We start from the raw sequence: 21,445 nt of genomic DNA on the forward strand, positions 1-21,445 counted from the left end.
ATTACTTGGTGTTGTTCTCACGAGGATCGGGGTCAACGATCTTGCCTTCTACGGTTTCTTCCGCAGCAGAGGGGGCCTTGTCGTCTTCCTTCATCTGCTTAACTTCAGACTTGAAGATTCGAAGGGACTGACCCATTGATCGTGCCAATCCTGGAAGCTTCGGAGCACCGAAAAGCAACAGAGCCAAAATAATAATGATGACCAAGTGCCATCCTTGCAGTCCACCCACGGGGAACCTACCTTTCAATCGGTTTAAGTCTACGTCAGAACAGCTTGAGATCACTCACACGTTGCGGCTGTCCGTGTAGGGCTTTACGTGCCACGCGCCGTGCGCGCCGAACTTCAATGCGTTGTTCTTTTTCTAAGTCAAAAGTATCCCGGGCTTCCTGCGGATCACGAAATAGGGCGGGGACACCGGCCGGGGCTCTTGGTGGCAATACACCATAGTCAATCGGTTCATCCGATTGATGTAGCGCATCAGCGACGCGGTCCGAGGCTTCACCCGCCTCGTTGAGTAGTTTCATGAATCCGCGGAAGAGCTTAATGCCGGTCAGGACAAAGAAGAGCAGCATTCCCAGAACCAATACGGTCCAGAGCAATACCCAAAACCACCAGGGCAACATTCTCAGTTTTTCCTTATCTGTGAAAGTGCATCTTCAAGCCACGAGGTGACCTCTTCGCGCAGGCTCGCCGGGCCTAAGACCCGCAGGTCTCCACCGTGGTAGGCCACCATTCCGGGTAGCACGTCCGTTGATGACATTCGAATTTCGGCAATGAGCTCTCCTTGCCAATTGGCCCACTGTTCAGGTCCATACTCATCGGCAAGCAGCTCTAGACGTTTACCAAAACCTAATACAACAAGTGTGTCATCGGCACCGGGTGTGAAGAAAATATCGTCTAGATCATCGTGCTTCTGTTTGATTGCTTCAAAGTGCTCTTTGGTAATGTCGGCATGTTGAATTCGATCGACCCTAAAGCTGCGAATCTGCTCATTTGGTCGGCTCCAGGCCCGCAAATATTGCTTCCCCGAATGCTCCACCAGTCGGATTGGCTCCACGAGGCGTTCGCTTACAGCGTCACGTGAGGCGCTGTAGTAACCAAGATTAACTACCCGCTTATCCCTAATTGCCTGAATCAGGGCGGCATAATTTGCGTTTTCTTCGGTGGACCGCAACGCAATGGAAAGTACCGCATCGATACCTTCAAAACCGATGGCAGCTCTTTGCAATTTCTCAAAGGCACTCTCAACTGCCACCGAATGCTCAAAATCGGGCAACTGCCTCAAAGAAGCGAGCCCGGAGAGCATTGCCGCCGCCTCGGGCAGGCTAAGTCTGATTGGCGCATTGAGCGCTTCGGCATTATTGATACTAATAGTGCCGGTCTCCCATTCGACATCGATGAGCTCATCGGGCAGACCATTTGGAACACCACACATCATGATGGTTTGCAGATGAGCCAATAGTACTTTTTCACTGAGCCCAAAGTGCTTAGCCGTCTGGGTGACCGTCGGTGACCCAAATTTTGCCACGTACGCAATGATGTCCAGGTTACGGGCAACGGCTTCGGTAGATGGCGGACGGCCTACATTACGACGTTTGCTGAGTTTGTAGGCAGGGATTGGCGCCTGCTGAGCACGGAGTGCATTTTCCAGGTTCGCTTGTACGGCGTGATGCAATGATTCTGGTTGTAGCACGAGTGCGCGAGCACCTAGTTTGGCAATTTCGGCGGCCGTGCTCATCAAATCATGGAAGCTCAAAACGATTTCGTCGTGTGTTTGGGCAGGGACGATGTTTTGCGCGCGAGAACGAAGCGACCAGCCGCTGTCTTTTGCAATTCGAATTCTCGCCGCAACGCCGCTGAACTCCGGGTTCAGCAGCGCCAGCGCATCGGCAATCTTAAAGCCCTCGGGTCTCCGGGTACCAGCTTCGCCTAGCGAAACATCGCTAACAATGCGTGAGAGCCTGAAGATGCGTTCATCTTGACGTTTGTGATCGAAGCCTACAAGATACCAGTTGCCGAACCGTGACCCGATCCCCCAGGCGTCCACAGTGCGTTCTGTGGTTTTACCCTGTGCGTCTAGATAGGTGAACCTGACGACCTCTTGGGCCCATGCAGCGTTCAGACAGGCGGCAAAGGCCGGACCCGAGGCATGGAGGCGCGGGACGTATTCGGTGAACTGTGACTTGTCGACCTCGGAACCATCCCATGCTAGACGCCCAGTGGCGCGGGTTGCCGAGGATTCAAGATCTGTATCTTTCCAAAGCTGTGCTGCCAAGCCCAGCACTGCCGCTTCTTGGGTGCTAAAGCGGACTTCGGGTAGTCGATAACTCTCCGGTGGAATCCGGTAATGTTCTTCCCCGCCCTCGCCGACCGTTTTCAGTGGGATGCCCATATCTCGTAAGGCCTTCTTGTCTCGATCAAATTTTCGATCGAATGCAGCCTCGGAGAGACCCTTGTAGTCATCGACGATTTTACGCAATTGCGCTTTCGAATAGCCGTGAGGCGTATTGATCAGGGCATAGGTGAGACTTACGAGTTTCTCGGCGCGGGTTGGTCCAGCAGAGTTAATTTGAGCCACGTTCGTTAGATTACCCCGTTGCCGTCGGCACGAGCCAATCCAACGCGGTTAAACGAACTTTGGTCGTGCCTGCCCGATGAATAGGGCAAACACGACCAAAGAATAGCTCTACGAGCGTTCAGTGCTTAGCTAACGGCAACCAGGTCAACGACGAAGATCAAGGCTTCGTTCGGGCCAATGGCTCCGCCGGCGCCACGGGATCCGTAGGCAAGTTCCGATGGAATTTCGAGGCGGCGGCGACCGTTGACCTTCATACCGATCAGGCCCTGATCCCAGCCCTGGATTACCTGGCCGATACCGGCGCGGAAGTCCAGTGGGGTGCCACGGTTCCAGGAGGAGTCGAATTCTTCACCTGTTGACCAGGCAACACCTACGTAGTGGGTGGAGACTGTCGAGCCCGGTACAACCTCTGCGCCGTCGCCGACGATGATGTCTTCGATTTTCAGCTCGGTTGGTGCATCGGTTCCCGGGAAATCAATTTCCGGCTTGGTACGGTCGTATTCACGCTGTCCGAATGACATGCTTGAATCCTTTCGGTTGAGTGCTTGTAGCGTCCTAGCTACTTTACTTCCTTGAGCTCTACGAAGAAGACCAGTGTTCCGGCAGGTCGTGAACCAGCTGTTGCTTCATCAACGCCGTAGGCCAAGTCCCCGGGAACGGTCAGCATGACTTCGGTTCCCGCTTTCAGGCCCGTCAGGCCCTGGGTCCAACCGGCGATGACCTGCTGAAGGTTAAACGGTGTTGGCTCGCCGCGGTCGTAGCTGGCGTCGAATGCCTTACCGTCTTCCCAACGCACGCCGCTGTAGTTTGCAACAACGTCCGAGTTAGCTTCGGCTGCCTTTCCGGTACCTTCCTTCAGTACATCAACAACGAGGCCAGTCGGCGCGTCCTTGCCCTTCGGGATGGTGATTACTGGCTTGCCGTCCTTCATTTCAACAGTTGGAAGGCCACCGTCCGATTTAAGCTTTGAAACTTCGTCATCGCTAAGCTTCTTTGATGGTTCCGGGATATCCGATGCCGAAAGAACCTTCAGCACCACTACCGTTTTTGCCGTCACGGGCTTATCACTTGGTGCGGGTGTTGCAGATGTGGAAGGGGATGCAGCAGCATCGGCGTCCGGTTCAACGAAAGCAATCCACGAGCCTACCTTGGTGGCAAGGAACGTCTCATAGAGTGCGGGCATCTGCTTCTTCAGTTCATCGGTGGTGGGCAGGCCCAGGGCTGCCTGTCCAAAGCCCGAACCTAGCAATGCTCCGTCTTCGGCATTGTAGGCAACCGACTTGAACTGGACGTTCTGGTTCTCCTTGATCAGATCGCCCTTGCCTTCGAGAACTACCTTTGCGGCAGTCTTTTCTGCAACAAGCGGCTTATCGAAGGTGACGGCCGGATCCGATGAGTCATCTTTACCGGGTTTGACCTTGATGGACTCGAGCGGGGCAACATCCCCACTGGAGGCCGGTGCTGCGGAACCGCAGGCGGAGAGCAACAGCAATGAAGCTGCGGCGGCAAGTGCCATAACTTTGCGCACGAAATCAACTTTCGGTTGGGGTCTTTGAGACATGACTAACCCACTCCGAAGGTGAGTCGTTGTAAAAGTCTTGTTCCAGCGTAAACGCTGAATCTGTGAAATTGCTTATCGAGCCATGTGGCGATGCCGTGTGTTAGCCGGTGATGCTTTGGATCAGGGCGCTCACACGCGGATCTTCGTTGGCAAAGGGGTCCTTACACAGCACGGTCTGGTTCATCTGATCATTGAGCTTTAGGTGTACCCAATCAACTGTGAAGTCACGCTCGGCGCCCTTAGCTGCTCGTACAAAATCTCCACGCAATTTTGCGCGCGTAGTTTGCGGAGGATTATCGACTGCGAAATCAATATCTGCCGGATCTATCAGGCTCGCTGCTTGGCCACGGTTCTTCAACACGTGGAACAGCCCACGTTTGGTGTCAATATCGTGATAAGTCAGATCCAGTTGGGCCAGACGGTGTGAGTCCAGCCCCAAATTGTGCCGTGAGGCGTAGGAGCTGATCAGTTTATGTTTAATGGCCCAATCGATTTCGGTATCGATCGTAGAAAAATCGCCGGATTCAACTGCATCGAGGGTGCGCTCCCACAAATCAAGAACCTGTGGCACCTGCGCATGGTGGGCGCCCTCGGCGGCAACAAAGTCTGTAGCCAATGCCAAGAACTTGCGTTGCAATTCAAGTGCCGTCAGTTCGCCGCCGTTGGCCAGTTTCACAACTGTGCGGCCAGTGAAGTCATGGGAGATTTCCCGAATCGAACGAATGGGGTTTTCGAGGCGCAAATCTTCCATGATCTTGCCCGACTCAATGATCCTTAACATCAGATCCGTGGCCCCGAGCTTCACCAATTGGGTGGTTTCACTCATATTCGAGTCTCCCACAATCACGTGCAGACGTCTGAAGTACTCGGCGTCCGCGTGTGGTTCATCGCGCGTATTGATGATGGGACGCGAACGCGTTGTCGCCGAGGAGACGCCCTCCCAGACATGGTCGGCACGCTGCGAGAAGGCGTAGAGCGGTTCTCCTTCGACCGTGACAATTTTTCCAGCTCCGGCAATCAACTGGCGTGTGACAAGGAATGGAATCAGGATTTCGGCGAGCCTAGCAAATTCGAGTTTGCGTGGGATCAGGAAGTTCTCGTGGCAGCCGTAGGAGTTTCCGGCTGTATCCGTATTATTTTTGAATAAATACAGCTTCCCGTTATACCCATCTGCAACCATACGTTCTTCGGCACTTTGCACCAGATCGTTGAGGATCGCTTCACCCGCACGGTCATGGGTGATGAGCTGCAAAATGTCATCGCATTCGGCCGTCGCATATTCGGGGTGTGATCCTACATCGAGGTAAAGCCGCGAGCCGTTGGTCAAAAATACGTTTGAGCTCCGTCCCCAGGCAACGACACGGCGGAAAAGATATCGTGCCGATTCCTCGGGAGTTAGCGGCCGCCCGGTGGGGTCCGAATAGTTGATTCCGTATTCGGTTTCAATGCCGAAAATCCTGCGATCCATAAAGTTTCTTACTCCCCTGAGGTCAGTATCGATGCGATGGTTTCGGTTTCAAGCCGACGGAAATGCCGATGAGTACCCATGAAGCTCACGCGCTCTAGGATTGCTACCTCAAGCAGCGGGGCTCCGTTACTACCCTCAACCACACCGGGAAGTACGGTTGCCGCGGCACGAATTACTTCGGCCGAACTTGCTGCTGGCAGGGATTTCTCACCCCATGCTACGCTCCATGCTGCTCGTAGCGCGGGAGTGTCACCACCCATAATGATCAACCCGGGTTGCTCGGCAATAGACCCATCAAAATTCAGTGAGAAGAGCGTATCTTGCCCCGGGGTATCCCCCAGTTCAAGGACAGCAAGCTCAACTTCGAATGGCTTGGCTTCGGCGGTGAATACCGCACCCAACGATTGCGCATACACACTGGCGAGGCCACGACCCGTTACATCTTGACGTGCGTAGGAGTAGCCGCGGGTATCCGCATAACGGACTCCCGCCTGGCGCAGGGATTCAAACTCGTTGTATTTTCCTACCGCGGCAAAGGCAATCCGGTCATAAATTTCGCCGATCTTATGCAACGATCCCGAGGGGTTCTCGGCGATTAGCGCAATTCCATCTGCGCAGGAGGCAACAATGACGGCTCGTCCGCGGGCGATGCCTTTCCGGGCAAAATCTGCCCGATCCTTCATCAGCTGTTCGGGGGAAACATAATATTGTGCGCTCATTTATGCTTCTTTCCCTTCGGCAGTACGTTCGGCAATGATTTCCAAGGCGATTGCTTCAAGATTTTCCTTGGGTACTCGGTGAGCACCCGTTGCATCTACCGTGTACACCACTGGCCAAAGCTTGCGCACCATATCAGGTCCGCCGGTTGCCGAGTCATCATCTGCCGCATCAAAGAGCGCTTCAACGGCAACTCGGATGGCTTGATCAGCCGCCATGGATTTCTTCCACAGTTTTTTCAAGGCGCCGCGGGCAAAGACCGAACCCGAACCTATGCTGTGGTGTTCAACCTCTTCATAGAGTCCACCGGTAATGTCAAAGGAGAAGAGTCGACCCTTTGCTTCGGCGGTGTCGTATCCGGCAAAGAGCGGCACCACGCTCATCCCCTGCATGGCCATCGCAAGGTTTGAACGAATCATCGAGGCCAATCGATTTGCCTTGCCCTCGAGCGAAAGCAGTGTGCCTTCAATCTTTTCGTAGTGTTCGAGCTCCACCTGGAAGAGTTTGGCAATATCAATGGCCAAACCGGCTGCTCCGGCGATCCCCACCACCGAGTATCTATCGGTCTCAAAAACCTTTTCGATGTGTCGGCTAGCAATGACGTTGCCCATGGTGGCACGGCGGTCTCCGGCCATCACAATGCCATCGGTGTAAGTCATGGCGACGATGGTTGTTGCATGCGGAACATCAATTGCCGGCGCGGTGGTGTGCGGGAGCAGGTCCGGGCGGTCCGAGTTTAAATATTCGAGAAAAGAGGGACCTGGACCCAGCCGGATCACTGTCCGCCCTTTTGCACGAAGCCGCGCACAAACTCCTCGGCATTTTGTTCAAGGACACCATCGATTTCGTCGAGCAGGTCATCAACACCGGCATCTTGAGTGTTCGCCTTGACCGTCTCGGTAACTTGTTCCTGTTCGACCTCGGCCTCGGTGCGTCGAGCCGAGAAGCTTTCCTGTGTCATTCTCGTATCCCTTCCTCGTAAGGTTTTGTTTCGGGAAACGCTGTTGCGTTTGTTTCCCGAAGCTTTAGCCGGGTCAGCACCAAGATCATTGGTACCAACCCAAAAACTACTGCTGCTTCTATCTTGTCACTGTCTAGGAGTTTTAGCGCTTCAAGGTACTAATAAAGTCGGCAATTGACAGATCGGCATCAAAAAGCTCGCCAACAAGTTTTTTGGTCCCGCGCAGCGGCTCCAAAGTTGCAATGCGCTCAAGTTTGCGTGCCCCCGGAACCGAAAAAGACACCGAATCCCAGCTTGCCGCAACAACATGCTCCGGGTACTGGCTCAATACCCGGCCCCGGAAGTATGCGCGGGTATCTTCCGGAGGAGTGATTGCCGCATGTGCTATCTGTTCCGGTGTATAAAGGGTTTCCATCATGCCGCGTTCGGCAAGCCTGTAGTACAGGCCTTTTTCCGGACGAATATCTGCCCACTGCAAATCCATGAGCGCGATGCGCGGATCGGTGAACCCGATGCCATGCCGATCAGCATAACCGCTCATGAGTTTGTATTTGGCAACCCAATCCACGGTTTTAGCTGCCGCAAAGATATCGGTTCCCAGGGTGCTGAGAGTTTGATCCCAGCGGCGTAATATTTCTTGAGTCTGCGCGTCATCGGCACCGGTCTTGGCACAGTGCTCCACCGCGGCATCCAGATAGATGCGCTGTATTTCTAAGCCAGTGAGCAGGCGTCGATCGGTAAGTTCGACCTTGACCTTCAACGTTGGGTCGTGACTGATCGTCTGTAAATCTGCCACCGGATCACGTAATTCAATATGTGGGGCGGTGCCCGCCTCAATCATTGAAAGCACCAATGAAGTGGTGCCCGTGCGTAGCAAGGTGGAAATCTGTCCGAGGTTCGCGTCCCCAATGATGACGTGTAGTCGACGATACTTTTCCCAGTGCGCATGTGGCTCATCGCGCGTATTGACTATTGGCCTGCGGATCGTGGTTTCAAGCCCTACCTGCGCTTCAAAGAAGTCCGCACGTTGAGAGATCTGGAACCCTTCCCACTGCCCCAACATTCCGCGGCCCACCCGACCCGAGGCGCAAATGATCTGCCTGGTAACAAAAAATGGGATCAGATGCGCCGCGATCGAATCAAAGGGAACATGCCTGGGCATCAAATAGTTTTCGTGCGCCCCATAGGAAACGGACTTATTATCCGTGTTGTTCTTATACAGGTGAACTGGCACAAACCCGTTGGTTGCCTCGATGGTGCGGGCAGCACTCAAGGCAACGTGATCCCCTGCCTGATCGTAAAGCACTGCATCAAAGGGGTTTGTGGTTTCCGGGGACGAATATTCAGGGTGGGCATGATCAACATAGAGCCGTGCCCCATTGCCCAGCACCATATTCATGAGTACTTCTTGGCCGGCATTCTCCTGATCGTAGAGGGTGCTCCCCACCGGGGTATCTCCCCCATCAAGGGCTACCTGTTCGGCGTCGAGCTCCGGCTCAATATCGGTGAGCTGAGTGGGGTGCGCCTCGGTGCGGGGCTGGGTAAAGCCGCGGGCATCGTTAAGCGGGGACTCATCGGTGTAGTCCCAACGGGTTCCGGCCAAGTGCCCGTACCCGGCCCGGATGGATGCCGCATAGGCGTTGATGACCTGGGCCGAGAGCATTGTCGCATTGGCTCCGGGCATGGCAGGAGCCAGCACCCCGTATTCGGTTTCCAGACCAATGACACGCTGCACGCTCATAGGTACTGTCCGGTTTCTTCACCCAAGGGTGCTGCCAATGATTTTCCGCGGCCATTCTTATCGGCAACGATGGTGCGAATAAAGGTGATGCGTTCACCCTTACGCCCGGAAATCCGTGCCCAATCATCGGGATTTGTTGTATTTGGCATGTCTTCGTGCTCATGGAATTCTTCAATGACGGCATTGAGTAGGTGTTCCATACGCATTCCGCGTTCGCCATCGGTCAACAATGCCTTGATCGCAGATTTCTTGGCCCGATCCACAACATTGCGAATCACGGCTCCGGAGGAGAAATCCTTGAAGTACAGGATTTCGGTTTCGGAATTAGCGTAGGTGACCTCGAGGAATTGGTTTTCAACCCCGGTTGAATACATGGCATCGACAGTTGCCTGAATCATGGCACGCACAGTTGCTGCCGGATCGTTGCCGTGTTCGGCAAGATCTGCCGGGTGCAAGGGCAGATCGTAGGTCAGATACTTGGCAAAAATCTCCGCAGCTCCCTGGGCATCGGGGCGGCGGATCTTAATCTTCACATCTAGGCGCCCGGGGCGCAGGATTGCGGGGTCGATCATGTCTTCACGGTTTGAAGCACCGATGACGATGACGTTATCGAGGCGTTCAACGCCATCAATTTCGGCCAAAAGCTGCGGAACGATGGTGGTCTCTACATCGGAAGACACCCCGGTGCCGCGGGTGCGGAAAAGCGAATCCATTTCATCGAAGAACACCACAACCGGATTGCCGCCCGCAGCTTTTTCGCGGGCGCGGGCGAAGATGAGACGGATGTGCCGCTCGGTTTCACCAACATACTTATCAAGGAGTTCGGGGCCCTTGATGTTCAGGAAGAAGGACTTGGAAGTGCCGGAGTTCCCATTGCGTTCGTTGGTGCGTTCGGCCAGCGAGTGCGCAACAGCCTTGGCAATCAGAGTTTTGCCACAGCCCGGAGGACCGTAGAGCAAGATCCCCTTGGGCGCTGTCAGACCATGTTCACGGTAGAGATCAGGGTGCAGGAAGGGAAGCTCTACGGCATCACGGATAGCCTCAATCTGATCGCTCAGACCGCCAATATCGGCGTAGGAAATATTTGGAACTTCTTCCAGTACCAGCGATTGCATGTCCGAAAGATGAACCTTTTCCATGCCCAACCCGGTGCGTGAATCCAACGAGAGGACGTCTCCCACGCGGACTTTTTCCTTGATTAGTGGGCCCGAAAGCCTGATGACGCGTTGGTCATCGGCGCGTCCCATGGCTACAACCCGGTGATCTTCGAGAACTTCCTTCACCGTGACAAGTTCGCCCGATTGTTCGTAGCCTAGGCCCGCAACAACCACAAGGGACTCGTTGAGCAGTACTTCTTGGCCGACGCTGAGCTTCTCGAACTCGAGCAGCGGCGAAATTGCTACGCGTAGTTTGCGTCCGCCCTGCATGATATCTACCGATTGGACACCGGTAGAGGAAATCGCGATACCACTTTGCGGATGAGAGCGCGCATGCATTTCAATGATGGTGCCGTGGCTAAATGGTGTGTCACCATCTTTTTCCAGCCCGGCCTTCAGGTTGATGATTTCTTCGCGAGTTCGTTCAAGCATTGCCACGAGGCGGGAATTATTAGTTCCCGCGGAGGCCAGCTGGCGGTCTAGCTGGCGATTTTTTTCACGCAACACATTTAGTTGCCTCTCGGCGGTGGTCACTTGGCCTTCCAAGCGTGCGCGGTCTGTTTCTTCGCTCATCATCAACCCGTTTCACATTATTACTAGATCTGTCTGCCGACGACTTGGCACCGGCGGACAACTACACTTCTTCATACTATGCATGTGGGCGTGTGGTTCGGGGGTTTATGACCACCGAGCCACACGCCCACATGCATAGCGTTGCTCAAAAATATGAGTGACTAACGAAGTCCGGAATTATTCTCCGGCTTCATCATCACCGGTGTGTAGGGCGATCATGCGCGGATCATCATCGGGCAGCGAACCACGCTGTACCGTTGACTTTGCGTCCCTTGCTGCACGGCGTAGCTTCTTATCGGAAACTTCGCGCTCCCCTAGGTTCTCGTTATTCCAGGCTTCTGGATCATTCGAACGAGTCCAGGTGGCTAGGTCCGCGTCCGAGTAGGTGTGTTCCTTCACGCGTTTGGCACCGGGGATTCCCACGGCACCTCCGGCAAGACGGCGGCAGGTGATCAAGAATGCGGTGTGGGCAACCATGCGGTGATCCGGGCGTACGGCCAGACCCTCGACGTGCCAGCCACGAACCATGGTCTCGAACGATTCTGGTTCGGTGTACAGGCCGGTGGCCCGGATGGCTTCAACCGTGCGGGACATCTGCGTTACGGTGGCCACATAGTTCACCCACACGCCGCCCGGTGCCAACACGGTGGATACTGCATCGACGCATTCCCAGGGGGAAAGCATGTCCAGTACCACGCGGTCCACGGAGCCAGCTTCCTCGGTCTCGAGGACCTTTTCTTGGAAGTCACCGATGGAAATCTGCCAGGCCGGGTGTGGGCCGCCGAAGACGGTCTCGACGTTGCCGCGGGCAATATCTGCGAATTCTTCGCGGCGCTCAAATGAGTGCAGGTAACCGCCATCGCCCACGGCGCGCAGCAGCGACATAGAGAGGGCGCCGGAGCCCACACCTGCTTCCACGACGCGGGCGCCTGGGAAGATGTCACCCATCTGGATGATTTGTGCCGCATCCTTGGGGTAAACAACGGTTGCTCCACGTGGCATGGAAAGCACAAAGTCCTTCAGCAGTGGGCGCAACGCCTGATAGCGAACCTCTGCGGTGTTTTCCACTACCGAGCCCTCGATCAAACCAATCAGGTCATCATGGAAGAGCACGCCCTTGTGGGTGTGAAATTCTCCGCCCTCGGTCAGCGTAATTGTATTGATACGACGCTTTTCGTCGGTGAGCTGGACTCGTTCACCGGGGCGGAAAGGTCCGCGGCGGGAGGATGCGCCGTGGGGCGTTGCTTGCGTGTCACTCATGAACGTGTGTCCTTTTGTACTGTTGTTGTCTAAAAATCGTTGAGTTGTGTGCAGGGGGGCACCACGCGGTGACCATCTGCACAGGTGTGTGGGTGCCGTGTTAAGGTACGCGCAGAACGTTACTGTCCATGATCCCGACGTGCTTTTCCGGTGATTGCAGCGACAATTGCTTGTTGTTCGAGCAGGCCAATAATGCGATTTTGTTCATCGATTACCGCATATTCGCTTCCCTGAAGTGTTGCCAAGTAACCAATCAGCGCCCGCCCGTCGGCACTGGCGCTGACTATTGCCCCGGGACTCAGTGCCCGTGCCGCGGAAAGTCCTGGGGTTGTGGCGAGTAGCTCGTCGGGAACCTGGGTCAATGATGCCTCATCGATGACTCCGTGCGGATTTCCTGCGGCATCGATGAGAATCACCCGTCCCCCACGACCGTTGATGCGTCTTGTGACATCGGCAAGCGAAGAGTTCACCGGTAGCGCCGTTGCCGGTTCCATCAGGGTGTGAACCGTGACCAGTGGAAGTCGCAAACGCAGCCTGGCGTGGGCAATACCCTGAGAGGCTCCAACCCACATAAATCCACCAATGAAGATTGCCACCAGGATCAGTTGCAAATCCATGGGTTGGTTGCGGGTCAACGGGGTGATGACGAAGTATCCAACGATCAGAACCACCAGAACACGCCCGGCCCAGCCCGCGGCAATGGTGCCACGGTCTTGGGAACCCGTGGCCTTCCACACTGCCGATTCCACCAGACGACCACCATCAAGGGGCAGCCCGGGAAGCACGTTGAAGATTGCTACCAAGAGGTTTGCCCAGACCAAGATGCCCCAGAGCAGGTTGACTACCGGGTTTACTGGATCAACGAGCTGTAGCAGGACGTAGCCAACGCCAGCAATGACGAAGTTGGCCGCAGGGCCGGCCATGGAGACGGCAAGGGATTTTCCAGGTGTCGCATTGAACGAGGAGAACTGGGTGTGTCCACCCCAAAGGTTCAGCTCAATGCGCGCACCAGGCCAATTGAAGGCCTTGGCCGTCAGTGCGTGAGCAAGTTCGTGAACGAGTACCGATAGGGCAAGAAGAACAGCGTAAACGAACGCCACGAGGTAGGCGCCATTGCCGATGCTGGGGATTGCCCGGGCCACTTGGGGTCCAAAAACCCAGACGATGAAGCCGGTGATGATGAACCATGACCAGGCAAGTGACACCGGAACACCAAAGAATGATCCCAGCGGGATGCCCTTTGATTTTTCGGGTGTTTCAGACATTTAGCTAGCTCCGATGCCGGTAAGGGTACACAGTGTTTCCACGTTGACCTGCGTCAAGGATTCGACGAGGTGCCAGTTCGCAGATTCGGGAACCGCAGCAATATGCGGGATAAGCACCGCTTTTAGGCCCGCCGCGGCTGCTGAACTGATCCCGGGGAAGGAATCCTCGAGTCCAACCACACGTGTTACGTCGAGATCTGGGACCAGTTCTGCTAGTTTTTTTAGACCTACGAGATATGGTTCAGGGTGTGGTTTGCCGTTGGAGACCTGGTCCCCTGTGACCTGAAAAGCAAAGTATTTTTTGGGTAGTCGGGCCAGGATCTGGGTTGCCATCGCCGATTCGGACATAGTCACCAATCCACACACAATGCCAGCTTGGTGCAATTCTTCGAGCAATTCCAGGGCACCGGGGCGCCACTCGATATGCTGGTTGATCCCCTCCATCACGCGGGTGGTGAGTCGATCAATAATTTCACGTTCGCTCAATTTGACTCCAGCGCGTTGGAGCACCAATGCGGAGTCTGGAAGGGCATTTCCTACCAGGGCTAGCGCATCGTCGTCGCTCCAAGATCCACCGAATTCTGCGACAAGCTCGCCTTCGGCGGCCATCCAGTAGGGTTCGGTATCTAAAAGTGTTCCGTCCATGTCCCAAAGTACGCCTTGGAGCAGGCTATTGGAGGCGGGGGCAGGGCACGAGGCCGAATTCAGGGTTGGCATGAGCCAATTCTAATCGGCTTAGGGTTCACATGCTGACCGCCCGGCGCGCTAGTGTGAGGGTTGTGAGCGAAGATATAAACGATCCCGTGACACTTTCATCGCTGGTGGCCTCATCCACCACGGTAAGTGAGGTGCGCCCCGCCATCATGGTCGTTGCCTTTGAGGGGTGGAATGATGCTGGCGATGCGGCAAGTGACGCAATACGCCTGCTACGTCAGGCAAGCGGCGCCAAGAAGATCATCGGGATATCCGATGATGACTTTTATGATTATCAGTTCTCCCGCCCGCAGGTGCGCCGCGGTGCCGGCGGCAAAAAGATCATTAAGTGGCCAACAACGCACATGTACCGGGCCGAACTCGAAGATAGCCCGGTAGATCTGGTGCTTCTACGTGGTGTTGAGCCTACCTATAGGTGGAAGGCGTTCATTGCCGAGATCCTGACCCGTGCGGAGGAAGAGAACGTGCAAGGCGTGATGGCCCTCGGTGCGTTACTTGCCGATGTTCCGCATAGCAGGCCGATTCAGGCGAGCGTGACTAGTGGAGATAAACATATTCGTGCGGCCCTTGACGTGCAGGACGCCACTTATGAGGGACCCACTGGTATTTTGGGAGTTTTGGCCCAGGTATCCGAAGCCTCCGGGCTCCCAACTCTAAGTATTTGGGCAGCCGTGCCGCACTACGTAGCTCAAGCGCCTTCACCCAAGGCTCAGCTGGCACTGCTACATAGGGTTGAGGAGTTCTTCCCCTTGACAATTGATCTGGCAGAGCTGTCCGAGGACGCATTGGCTTGGGAACGTGGGGTCAACGAGGTCGCTACTGCCGATGCTGATGTTGCTGCATATGTCAGACAGCTCGAACAAGCCCAAGACGAGACTTCATTACCCGAGGCAACGGGTGAGGCGATTGCCAAGGAGTTTGAACGCTACCTGAAACGTAGAAATCGTCCGGTGTTTGGTGAGGATCCTAGTATCTCCGGGCCCGCCTCAGCTGCCAACGAATCCGATTCCCCGAATGCTTCGGGATCCCCCGAAGTGCCAGAATCGCCCGACGATCCAGAAGATCCTGAGCGCACAGCCGGTTCTTAGCCACGCATACCTCGTGGCTTAAAAGAGTCAAAAGGCGTGTTCGGCGACCGTCATAACCTCAGATTCCGAGGTCTCGGGTCACCGAACACGCCTTAGCTTTTGGCGTTTAGCCGAGTTTTAAGCCCAGCAAGGCATCGAGAGCCTCGCTCAATAGGATTCCGCCTTCGGACTCGGATCCATCGAGAGTATCCGGCTCTTGGGCAGCATATGCGTCAAGCACCGCAAGCGCAGCTGGTGCGTTTAGATCGGTAGCAAGCTTTGCGCGAATGCGGGAAATCACCGCTGTTGCCTCGGCGAGTGAAGTAGTTGGCAGACGCTTACGCCACCGCTGAACACGGTTTTGGCCTTCGGCCAGCAATTCGTCGGTCCAGAACCAGTCGCTGCGGTAGTGCTGGCCCAACAGCACGGTGCGAATAGCAACGGGCTCAACCCCTGCTGCGCGCAGTTTGGACACCAATACGAGGTTGCCCAGTGACTTGCTCATTTTTTCGCCATCAAGACCCACCATGCCGGTATGCACGTAGCTTTCGGCAAGAGCCTTGCCATCGAGTGCTGCGGCATGGCCGGCGGAGAATTCGTGGTGCGGGAAAATCAGGTCCGATCCGCCACCCTGCACCGTAAATGGTGCGGGAAGGAAACGCCTGGCAATGACCGAACATTCGATATGCCATCCCGGGCGACCCTCGCCGAGGCTTGCACCGTGCCAACGGGGTTCACCGATACGGGCTACTCTCCAAAGCAGCGGATCTAGTGCATCACGCTTACCCGGACGTTGCGGGTCCCCTCCGCGTTCGGAGAAGAATCCGAGCATGGTTTCGCGGTCATAACCGCTGACGGTGCCAAGTTTCCAGGCTTCGTTAGATGCTGCCACCGAGTCAAAGTAGATGTCCCCGTCCGGCTCACCGTTTTCACCGGGTACCAAGTAGGCAAGATCCTTGGCGACGAGTTTTTCAACAAGTGGCACCAGCCAGCTGATTGATTCGACCGCCCCAATGTATTCCTGCGGCGGGATAACATTAAGCGCTTCCATATCGGCACGGAAAAGATCTGTTTGCTCTTCGGCTAGGGCTACCCAGTCAACGCCGGTGGCTGCCGCACGCTCAAGGAGTGGGTCATCAATATCTGTCACGTTCTGCACATAGTTCACTGCCCGCCCCGCATCGCGCCAGGTGCGCTGCAACAAGTCAAAGGCCACGTAGGTGGCAGCGTGGCCCATATGGGTTGCGTCGTACGGGGTGATGCCACAGACGTACATGCTTGCCGGAGCATTTGCCTGATCTGCTGCTGCGGTATTAACCAAGCGATCCGTCGCTGTGTCATGAATTTCAAGAATTGGTGCGTTTCCCGGGATATGCGGGATGGTGGGCGCAGGCCATGCAAGCACGGAGCGTCCTTTCTCTGGGGCATCTGCCACAGCGGGGATGTGGTGGGTACTTTACTTTCAATAAGCCGATAAGGGGCGGGGTTATTCCATGTATGCGCAGGATCGGGTGAAAATTACACCGAAATCATGCTTTAGGCGTTGATGACGCCAAAACCCAACAACACATACAGTGCAAGACCAAGAGCAATTCGGTACCAGACGAAGAGGCGGTAGCTGTGCGTAGAAACGAACTTCAGGAACCAGCCAACAATCACAAACCCAACGATGAAGGCGATAAGCGTTGCAAGACCCGTTTGGGGCAGGGAATAGATTCCGGGTTCATCGAGGGACTTCGCCAGCTTGTATAGTCCCGAGGCGAAGACGGCGGGGATTGCCAGGAGGAAGGAGTATCGTGCTGCGGCTTCACGGGTGTAGCCCATGAATAGGCCAGCGGTGATGGTGCCGCCGGAGCGTGAAACACCTGGGATGAGCGCCATGGCCTGAGCCAAACCAAAGAAAATACCGTGCTTGGGGGTCAGCTGGGTCAGTTGGCGGTTCTGGCTACCATAATGGTCGGCAACCGCAAGGATGAGGCCAAAGACCACAAGTGTTGTAGCAACGATCCACAATGAACGGAACGTTGTGTCGATCTGGCTTTCAAAGAGCAGGCCTAGGACTGCGATGGGGATTGAACCGATGATGATCAACCAGCCCATGCGCGCATCGGGGTCGCGGTGTGGGACCTTGCCACGTAGTGCGTTGAACCACGCGCCAATAATGCGCACAATGTCTTTCCAGAAGAACACCACCACTGCGGTTTCGGTGCCCAACTGAGTAATTGCTGTAAATGCGGCACCCGGATCGGATGCGTTAGGGAGCATTTCACCAATAATGCGCAGATGCGCACTTGAGGAGATGGGCAAAAATTCTGTCAGACCCTGGATCAGGCCCAGGAAAGCCGCTTCAAACCAATTCACGTACCGACACTACTTCACCAACGCCTCTGTTACCTCGCTGGCACTCCCAGATGCGAGAAAGTTAATACCAGCGGACTAGATACGCGTTGTGATTACTCACACGGGTTATTCCCGGGATCCGCCCGGTCCCACTGCTTGATCGTTGTACCCCTCGTCATCATCGTCTTCATCCACTACGCTCAGCGGTAAGAACTCTTCGTAGGCTTCATAGAGGGCATCCTCATACTCCTCGAAGGCATCTGCGACGGCCAGAAATGCCGAACTCAGTGCCGCATCTTCGGCACCACGTTTGGAGGCCACTGCCGCTAGATGTTCTTCAAGGCAGCTAATCAGGACGCTGAGTGCTACGCGAGGGTCTGTGCTCATGAGCATGACGTTACATGCAGTATCACGCGATGGACAGGGACAGCAGGGCAGATGATAGAAAAGTTAATTCCGGCGGCGCAAGCAAACGCCCTCGAAATCGGGGACGCTGCACATCGATACGAATACTTGGTCATCACTACCTTGCCGCACGAACAACGTTCACTGATACGTGGGGCCATACGTGAGCACGCCGAATACGGTAAGTGGGAGCTGATGCGTAGCTGCCTCTTTGAGGGTGGCGGGCAAAAGTATTGGTTGCGGCGCCGAGTTACCCGGGTCATTCCCACGCTTAACATTCGCGCTTAGCCAAAGACCCGGGTTCTTCCCCCTCATGGGGGGCTAGTCCAGCACCGGGCCAAGAAGCCAGTTAGCAACCGTTGAACGCGCTGATTCGGCATTTGATGGATGGTAGAGGCTTGCCAGTACATCGCGATAGAGCCGTTCCAGCTCGGAGCCGCGGAAGTATTGTCCCCCACCCGAGACCCGGGCAGCAATATCTATGCATTCGCGGGCCGTATCCCCGGCCTGGGTGCGTAGTGTGACAAGGCGCGGGAAGAGTGAGGCTCCGTGGTCAACAAGTTCGTCAAGATCGCGTGTGGTGATCCGCAGCATTGCATCGAGCTGCAATACTTTCATTCCGGCCCCGGCAACCTGAGCACGGATATCGGGGTCTTGATCGTAACTACGACCATCATGCTTCAAAGATTTCCTGCGTGCAGGATTCGCTGCGGCTAGTTGCATGCCACGTTCGGCAACACCAACATAGACCGAAGCGGTGAGGCTGAGGAATGAAGCAAATATTCCAAAAACCAGCAGATCCGCATTGGGTCCCACGGGTAGGAATGAATGTATTTGCTCGGCCGGGACCCGCGCATCCTTCAAAATCGTTGTATTTGATTGGGTTGCACGCATGCCCAGCGTATTCCAGTTATTAGGGATCTCAATCCCTTCGCTCTCACGGTCTAGAAACCCATGGACCAGACGATCTTGGGTTCCACTGGTGTCCTTGCCGAACACCCCAAGCTTGGTCCAGACCGGGGACAAAGAGGTAAAGATCTTGACCCCGGTAAATGCGTAAGAACCGTCGCCTGCCGGCACGGCAGTGGTTGTTGAGTCGAAGAGCACCTCATCGTTTCCGGACTCCGAAACCCCAAAAGCCATGACTTCGCCGGCTTGCACCCAATCAAGCACCATATTCAGGCGTGTATCTCCGCGTGCAGCCAAGAGGGTAGCGACGCCAACCCATACGTGGTGCATATTTACTGCAAGTGCTGTTGCCGGAGCATGGGAACCCAGAAGTCGTTGAGCCGCGGTCAGCTGCTCAAGTCCCCAGCCGAAGCCTCCGCGCTGCACGGGCAGCATGGCCCTGAGATATCCGGCGGCCTTGAGTTCCTCGAAGTCTTCGGTGCAGAAGATATTTTCTTCGTCGTATGCAGCTGCACGTGAACGAATCCGTTCAAGAAGTTCGGTGGTCAAGACCTGGTCAATAGTTTTCATGTGGTGACGGTTCGCTTTCAAAAACGTGGGTTGTGATGGTGCTCAAATGCCCTGAGCAACTAATAGTTGATCAGTAGATCGCGGAGCACACGAGTACCAAATTTGAGGGAGTCCACCGGCACTCGTTCGTCGACTCCATGGAACATCCCGGTGAAGTCGAGTTCTGCTGGCAGGCGTAGTGGCGCAAATCCGTATCCGGTGATGCCCAAGCGGGCCAGGGACTTATTATCCGTACCGCCCGAGAGCATGTATGGAAGGACTATTGCATCGGGGTCTTCTCTTCCTAACGCCGCAACCATGTGGTCTACGAGGTTGCCAGCGAATGGCACTTCCAAAGCCCTGTCTTCATGGATGGAGCTGAGCACTATGTCGGGGCCGGCAAGCTCGCGTAGCTTGGCCAAGACCTCATCGTGTTGCCCGGGTAGGGTTCTCACGTCTATCAGGGCTTCGGCGGATCCGGGGATGACGTTGTGCTTGTATCCGGCGTTTAGTGCCGTGGGGTTTGAGGTGTTTTGCAATGTTGCTCCCACGAATCGGGCAACGTTGCCCAGCTCCTTGAGCAATATCTGCGGGTTACCATCGGTAAATTCGATGCCCGTCATGGTGGAAATTCCTTCAAGGAAGGCCCGGGTGGTATCGGTGTAGGAGATCGGCCATTGATACTCTCCAATGCGGGTGACGGCCTTGGAGAGTCGAGTTACCGCATTTGCTTCGCTGATTTGTGACCCGTGCCCGGCTCTGCCGCTAGCAGTGAGCTTGAGCCAGGCGATGCCCTTTTCGGCCGTTTGTAGCAGGTAGGCGCGCTCGCCGTCGATAGTTGCCGAGAATCCACCGACCTCGCTGATTGCCTCGGTGGCGCCTTCGAATAGTTCTGGGTGGTGTTCCACAAGCCAGCTGGCTCCGTAGTCTCCTCCGGCTTCCTCATCGGCGAAAAAAGCAAAGATGAGATCGCGGCGGGGGCGGGTTCCCTTGCGTTGCATGTCGCGAAGAACCGAAAGAATCATGGCGTCCATGTCTTTCATGTCCACGGCTCCTCGACCCCAGATCATGCCATCTTTAAGTTCACCCGAGAATGGGTCGACAGACCATTCGTCTTTGAATGCTGGTACAACATCTAAATGGCCGTGAACGATCAGAGCCCCAAGACCCTGATCCGTTCCTTCGACCCTAACGATGACGTTGCTGCGCCCTGGTGCCGATTCGAGGATGATCGGTTCAAGTCCGACCTCGCTAATGAGTTCGGCAACGTATTCGGCGGCGGCCCGCTCCCCCGACCCGTCATTGTTTCCGAAATTTGAGGTGTCGAAGCGGATCAGTCGCTGGCAGATCTCTGCCACTTCGTCTTCGGCGCTGAGTTGACTCGATGGTGTTGATTCGGCGTTCATGAGTTCGGGGAGCTGCCTTTCACTGTGAGTGCATGCGTTTTCAACCTTAGCGAGTTTCAGCTCACATCAGTGCGCGCGTCATAAAAGCAAAACTCTGCCCCCATTTCTCGGGGCGACCCTACTTTGCCTAGAGACGAGAAAACCCCTGATCAGATTGTTATCTGATCAGGGGTTGATCTGTGCGAAGGAGGGGACTTGAACCCCCACCCACTAACGTGGACTAGCACCTCAAGCTAGCGCGTCTACCATTCCGCCACCCTCGCTGGTGACTAACGAACCACATTGAATGTTCGATGAACTTTCAATGTGCTGTTCGTAGCGTGAAAATTCTAGCACGGTTTTGGCCGAAGGCTTTACACCCACCACCCCTCACGTCCCGATTGTAGAAAATTTGGGGATCTGGACGCCTGGACTTGAATTAAGAACGAGAAAACCCCTGATCAGATTGTTATCTGATCAGGGGTTGATCTGTGCGAAGGAGGGGACTTGAACCCCCACCCACTAACGTGGACTAGCACCTCAAGCTAGCGCGTCTACCATTCCGCCACCCTCGCTGGTGACTGACGAACCTTTAGGTGAAATTCTTTGAAGAACTTCTTTTCCTTCGTTCGCAGCGAGATAAGACTCTAGCATGGGGTTCGCACTGACTCCAATTCGACCCTTACTCTTCGCAAAACCCCGTGTTCACAAGGAAGTTTCCGCTTTTCGTCCACATATTTCACGGCGCGGTTAGCAAAATGTGAGCAGCCTCATGCTCATGGCCGCTTCTAAGCT

Annotated in this window: 21 protein-coding genes and 2 tRNA genes; 2 read left to right on the forward strand and 21 right to left on the reverse strand. The window is 55.3% G+C overall.

The features are described from left to right. Position 1: 1 nt before the first annotated feature. From tatA to CQ018_RS09810, 14 genes are all read right to left on the reverse strand, one after another. On the reverse strand, positions 2 to 229 hold the full coding sequence (gene tatA / locus CQ018_RS09745) for a Sec-independent protein translocase subunit TatA (RefSeq protein ID WP_105549780.1): 228 nt from the start codon (positions 227 to 229) through the stop codon (positions 2 to 4). A 34-nt stretch (positions 230 to 263) separates the two neighbouring features. Beyond that, on the reverse strand, positions 264 to 623 hold the full coding sequence (locus CQ018_RS09750; RefSeq protein ID WP_105549781.1) for a hypothetical protein: 360 nt from the start codon (positions 621 to 623) through the stop codon (positions 264 to 266). 2 nt (positions 624 to 625) lie between these two features. After that, on the reverse strand, positions 626 to 2,578 hold the full coding sequence (locus CQ018_RS09755; RefSeq protein WP_105549782.1) for a YafY family protein: 1,953 nt from the start codon (positions 2,576 to 2,578) through the stop codon (positions 626 to 628). Positions 2,579 to 2,703: 125 nt separating this feature from the next. After that, complete coding sequence (locus CQ018_RS09760; protein ID WP_105549783.1) at positions 2,704 to 3,099, reverse strand: FKBP-type peptidyl-prolyl cis-trans isomerase; 396 nt, start codon at positions 3,097 to 3,099, stop codon at positions 2,704 to 2,706. Positions 3,100 to 3,137: 38 nt separating this feature from the next. Continuing rightward, the gene (locus CQ018_RS09765) at positions 3,138 to 4,106 is read right to left on the reverse strand and encodes an FKBP-type peptidyl-prolyl cis-trans isomerase (protein ID WP_181149824.1); all 969 of its coding nucleotides are present in this window, start codon (positions 4,104 to 4,106) and stop codon (positions 3,138 to 3,140) included. 133 nt (positions 4,107 to 4,239) lie between these two features. Next, positions 4,240 to 5,607 carry a Pup--protein ligase gene (pafA, locus tag CQ018_RS09770; protein ID WP_105549785.1) on the reverse strand — a complete coding sequence of 456 codons (1,368 nt, stop codon included), beginning with the start codon at positions 5,605 to 5,607 and terminating at the stop codon, positions 4,240 to 4,242. An 8-nt stretch (positions 5,608 to 5,615) separates the two neighbouring features. Next, a complete protein-coding gene (gene prcA, locus CQ018_RS09775) occupies positions 5,616 to 6,326 on the reverse strand; it encodes a proteasome subunit alpha (protein ID WP_105549786.1) in 711 nt (236 codons plus the stop codon). Next, positions 6,327 to 7,103, reverse strand: a complete 777-nt coding sequence (gene prcB / locus CQ018_RS09780) for a proteasome subunit beta (RefSeq protein WP_105549787.1) — start codon at positions 7,101 to 7,103, stop codon at positions 6,327 to 6,329. Next, positions 7,100 to 7,285 (reverse strand): ubiquitin-like protein Pup, encoded by a 186-nt coding sequence (locus CQ018_RS09785; protein WP_105549788.1) that lies wholly within the window; start codon positions 7,283 to 7,285, stop codon positions 7,100 to 7,102. Before CQ018_RS09785 ends, prcB begins: the two co-directional genes overlap by 4 nt. Before the next feature lie 142 nt (positions 7,286 to 7,427). Beyond that, on the reverse strand, positions 7,428 to 9,026 hold the full coding sequence (dop, locus tag CQ018_RS09790; RefSeq protein WP_105549789.1) for a depupylase/deamidase Dop: 1,599 nt from the start codon (positions 9,024 to 9,026) through the stop codon (positions 7,428 to 7,430). After that, the gene (gene arc, locus CQ018_RS09795) at positions 9,023 to 10,759 is read right to left on the reverse strand and encodes a proteasome ATPase (protein WP_105549790.1); all 1,737 of its coding nucleotides are present in this window, start codon (positions 10,757 to 10,759) and stop codon (positions 9,023 to 9,025) included. Before arc ends, dop begins: the two co-directional genes overlap by 4 nt. Positions 10,760 to 10,933: 174 nt before the next feature. Then, positions 10,934 to 12,016 (reverse strand): tRNA (adenine-N1)-methyltransferase, encoded by a 1,083-nt coding sequence (locus CQ018_RS09800; RefSeq protein ID WP_105549791.1) that lies wholly within the window; start codon positions 12,014 to 12,016, stop codon positions 10,934 to 10,936. 119 nt (positions 12,017 to 12,135) lie between these two features. Next, complete coding sequence (locus CQ018_RS09805) at positions 12,136 to 13,281, reverse strand: site-2 protease family protein (RefSeq protein ID WP_105549792.1); 1,146 nt, start codon at positions 13,279 to 13,281, stop codon at positions 12,136 to 12,138. Then, positions 13,282 to 13,998, reverse strand: coding sequence for an HAD family phosphatase (locus tag CQ018_RS09810; RefSeq protein ID WP_105549793.1), 717 nt, complete (start codon positions 13,996 to 13,998; stop codon positions 13,282 to 13,284). A 62-nt stretch (positions 13,999 to 14,060) separates the two neighbouring features. On the opposite strand from CQ018_RS09810, the gene CQ018_RS09815 reads away from it, so the two are divergent. Further along, positions 14,061 to 15,083, forward strand: a complete 1,023-nt coding sequence (locus tag CQ018_RS09815) for a PAC2 family protein (RefSeq protein ID WP_258142540.1) — start codon at positions 14,061 to 14,063, stop codon at positions 15,081 to 15,083. A 106-nt stretch (positions 15,084 to 15,189) separates the two neighbouring features. Here CQ018_RS09815 and mshC read toward each other — a convergent pair whose 3' ends face one another. The 3 genes from mshC to CQ018_RS09830 all read right to left on the reverse strand — a co-directional run bounded on the left by mshC (position 15,190) and on the right by CQ018_RS09830 (position 17,789). Continuing rightward, a complete protein-coding gene (gene mshC, locus CQ018_RS09820; protein ID WP_105549843.1) occupies positions 15,190 to 16,467 on the reverse strand; it encodes a cysteine--1-D-myo-inosityl 2-amino-2-deoxy-alpha-D-glucopyranoside ligase in 1,278 nt (425 codons plus the stop codon). Positions 16,468 to 16,598: 131 nt separating this feature from the next. Then, positions 16,599 to 17,423 carry an undecaprenyl-diphosphate phosphatase gene (locus tag CQ018_RS09825; protein WP_105549794.1) on the reverse strand — a complete coding sequence of 275 codons (825 nt, stop codon included), beginning with the start codon at positions 17,421 to 17,423 and terminating at the stop codon, positions 16,599 to 16,601. Between the two features lie 105 nt (positions 17,424 to 17,528). Continuing rightward, on the reverse strand, positions 17,529 to 17,789 hold the full coding sequence (locus tag CQ018_RS09830) for a hypothetical protein (protein WP_105549844.1): 261 nt from the start codon (positions 17,787 to 17,789) through the stop codon (positions 17,529 to 17,531). A 51-nt stretch (positions 17,790 to 17,840) separates the two neighbouring features. Between CQ018_RS09830 and CQ018_RS09835 the strand changes: the two genes are divergently transcribed. After that, positions 17,841 to 18,095, forward strand: a complete 255-nt coding sequence (locus CQ018_RS09835) for a DUF5703 family protein (protein ID WP_219844042.1) — start codon at positions 17,841 to 17,843, stop codon at positions 18,093 to 18,095. Between the two features lie 33 nt (positions 18,096 to 18,128). On the opposite strand, the gene CQ018_RS09840 is transcribed toward CQ018_RS09835, so the two are convergent. The 4 genes from CQ018_RS09840 to CQ018_RS09855 form a co-directional block, all read right to left on the reverse strand. Then, positions 18,129 to 19,286, reverse strand: a complete 1,158-nt coding sequence (locus CQ018_RS09840; RefSeq protein WP_105549795.1) for an acyl-CoA dehydrogenase family protein — start codon at positions 19,284 to 19,286, stop codon at positions 18,129 to 18,131. Between the two features lie 59 nt (positions 19,287 to 19,345). Continuing rightward, positions 19,346 to 20,671 (reverse strand): M20/M25/M40 family metallo-hydrolase, encoded by a 1,326-nt coding sequence (locus CQ018_RS09845; RefSeq protein WP_105549796.1) that lies wholly within the window; start codon positions 20,669 to 20,671, stop codon positions 19,346 to 19,348. 180 nt (positions 20,672 to 20,851) lie between these two features. Continuing rightward, positions 20,852 to 20,934 (reverse strand) — tRNA-Leu (locus CQ018_RS09850). Positions 20,935 to 21,142: 208 nt separating this feature from the next. After that, positions 21,143 to 21,225 (reverse strand) — tRNA-Leu (locus CQ018_RS09855). Between the last annotated feature and the right edge of the window lie 220 nt (positions 21,226 to 21,445).

It is taken from the genome of Arthrobacter sp. MYb227 (genome assembly GCF_002975435.1).
Lineage (GTDB): Bacteria > Actinomycetota > Actinomycetes > Actinomycetales > Micrococcaceae > Paeniglutamicibacter.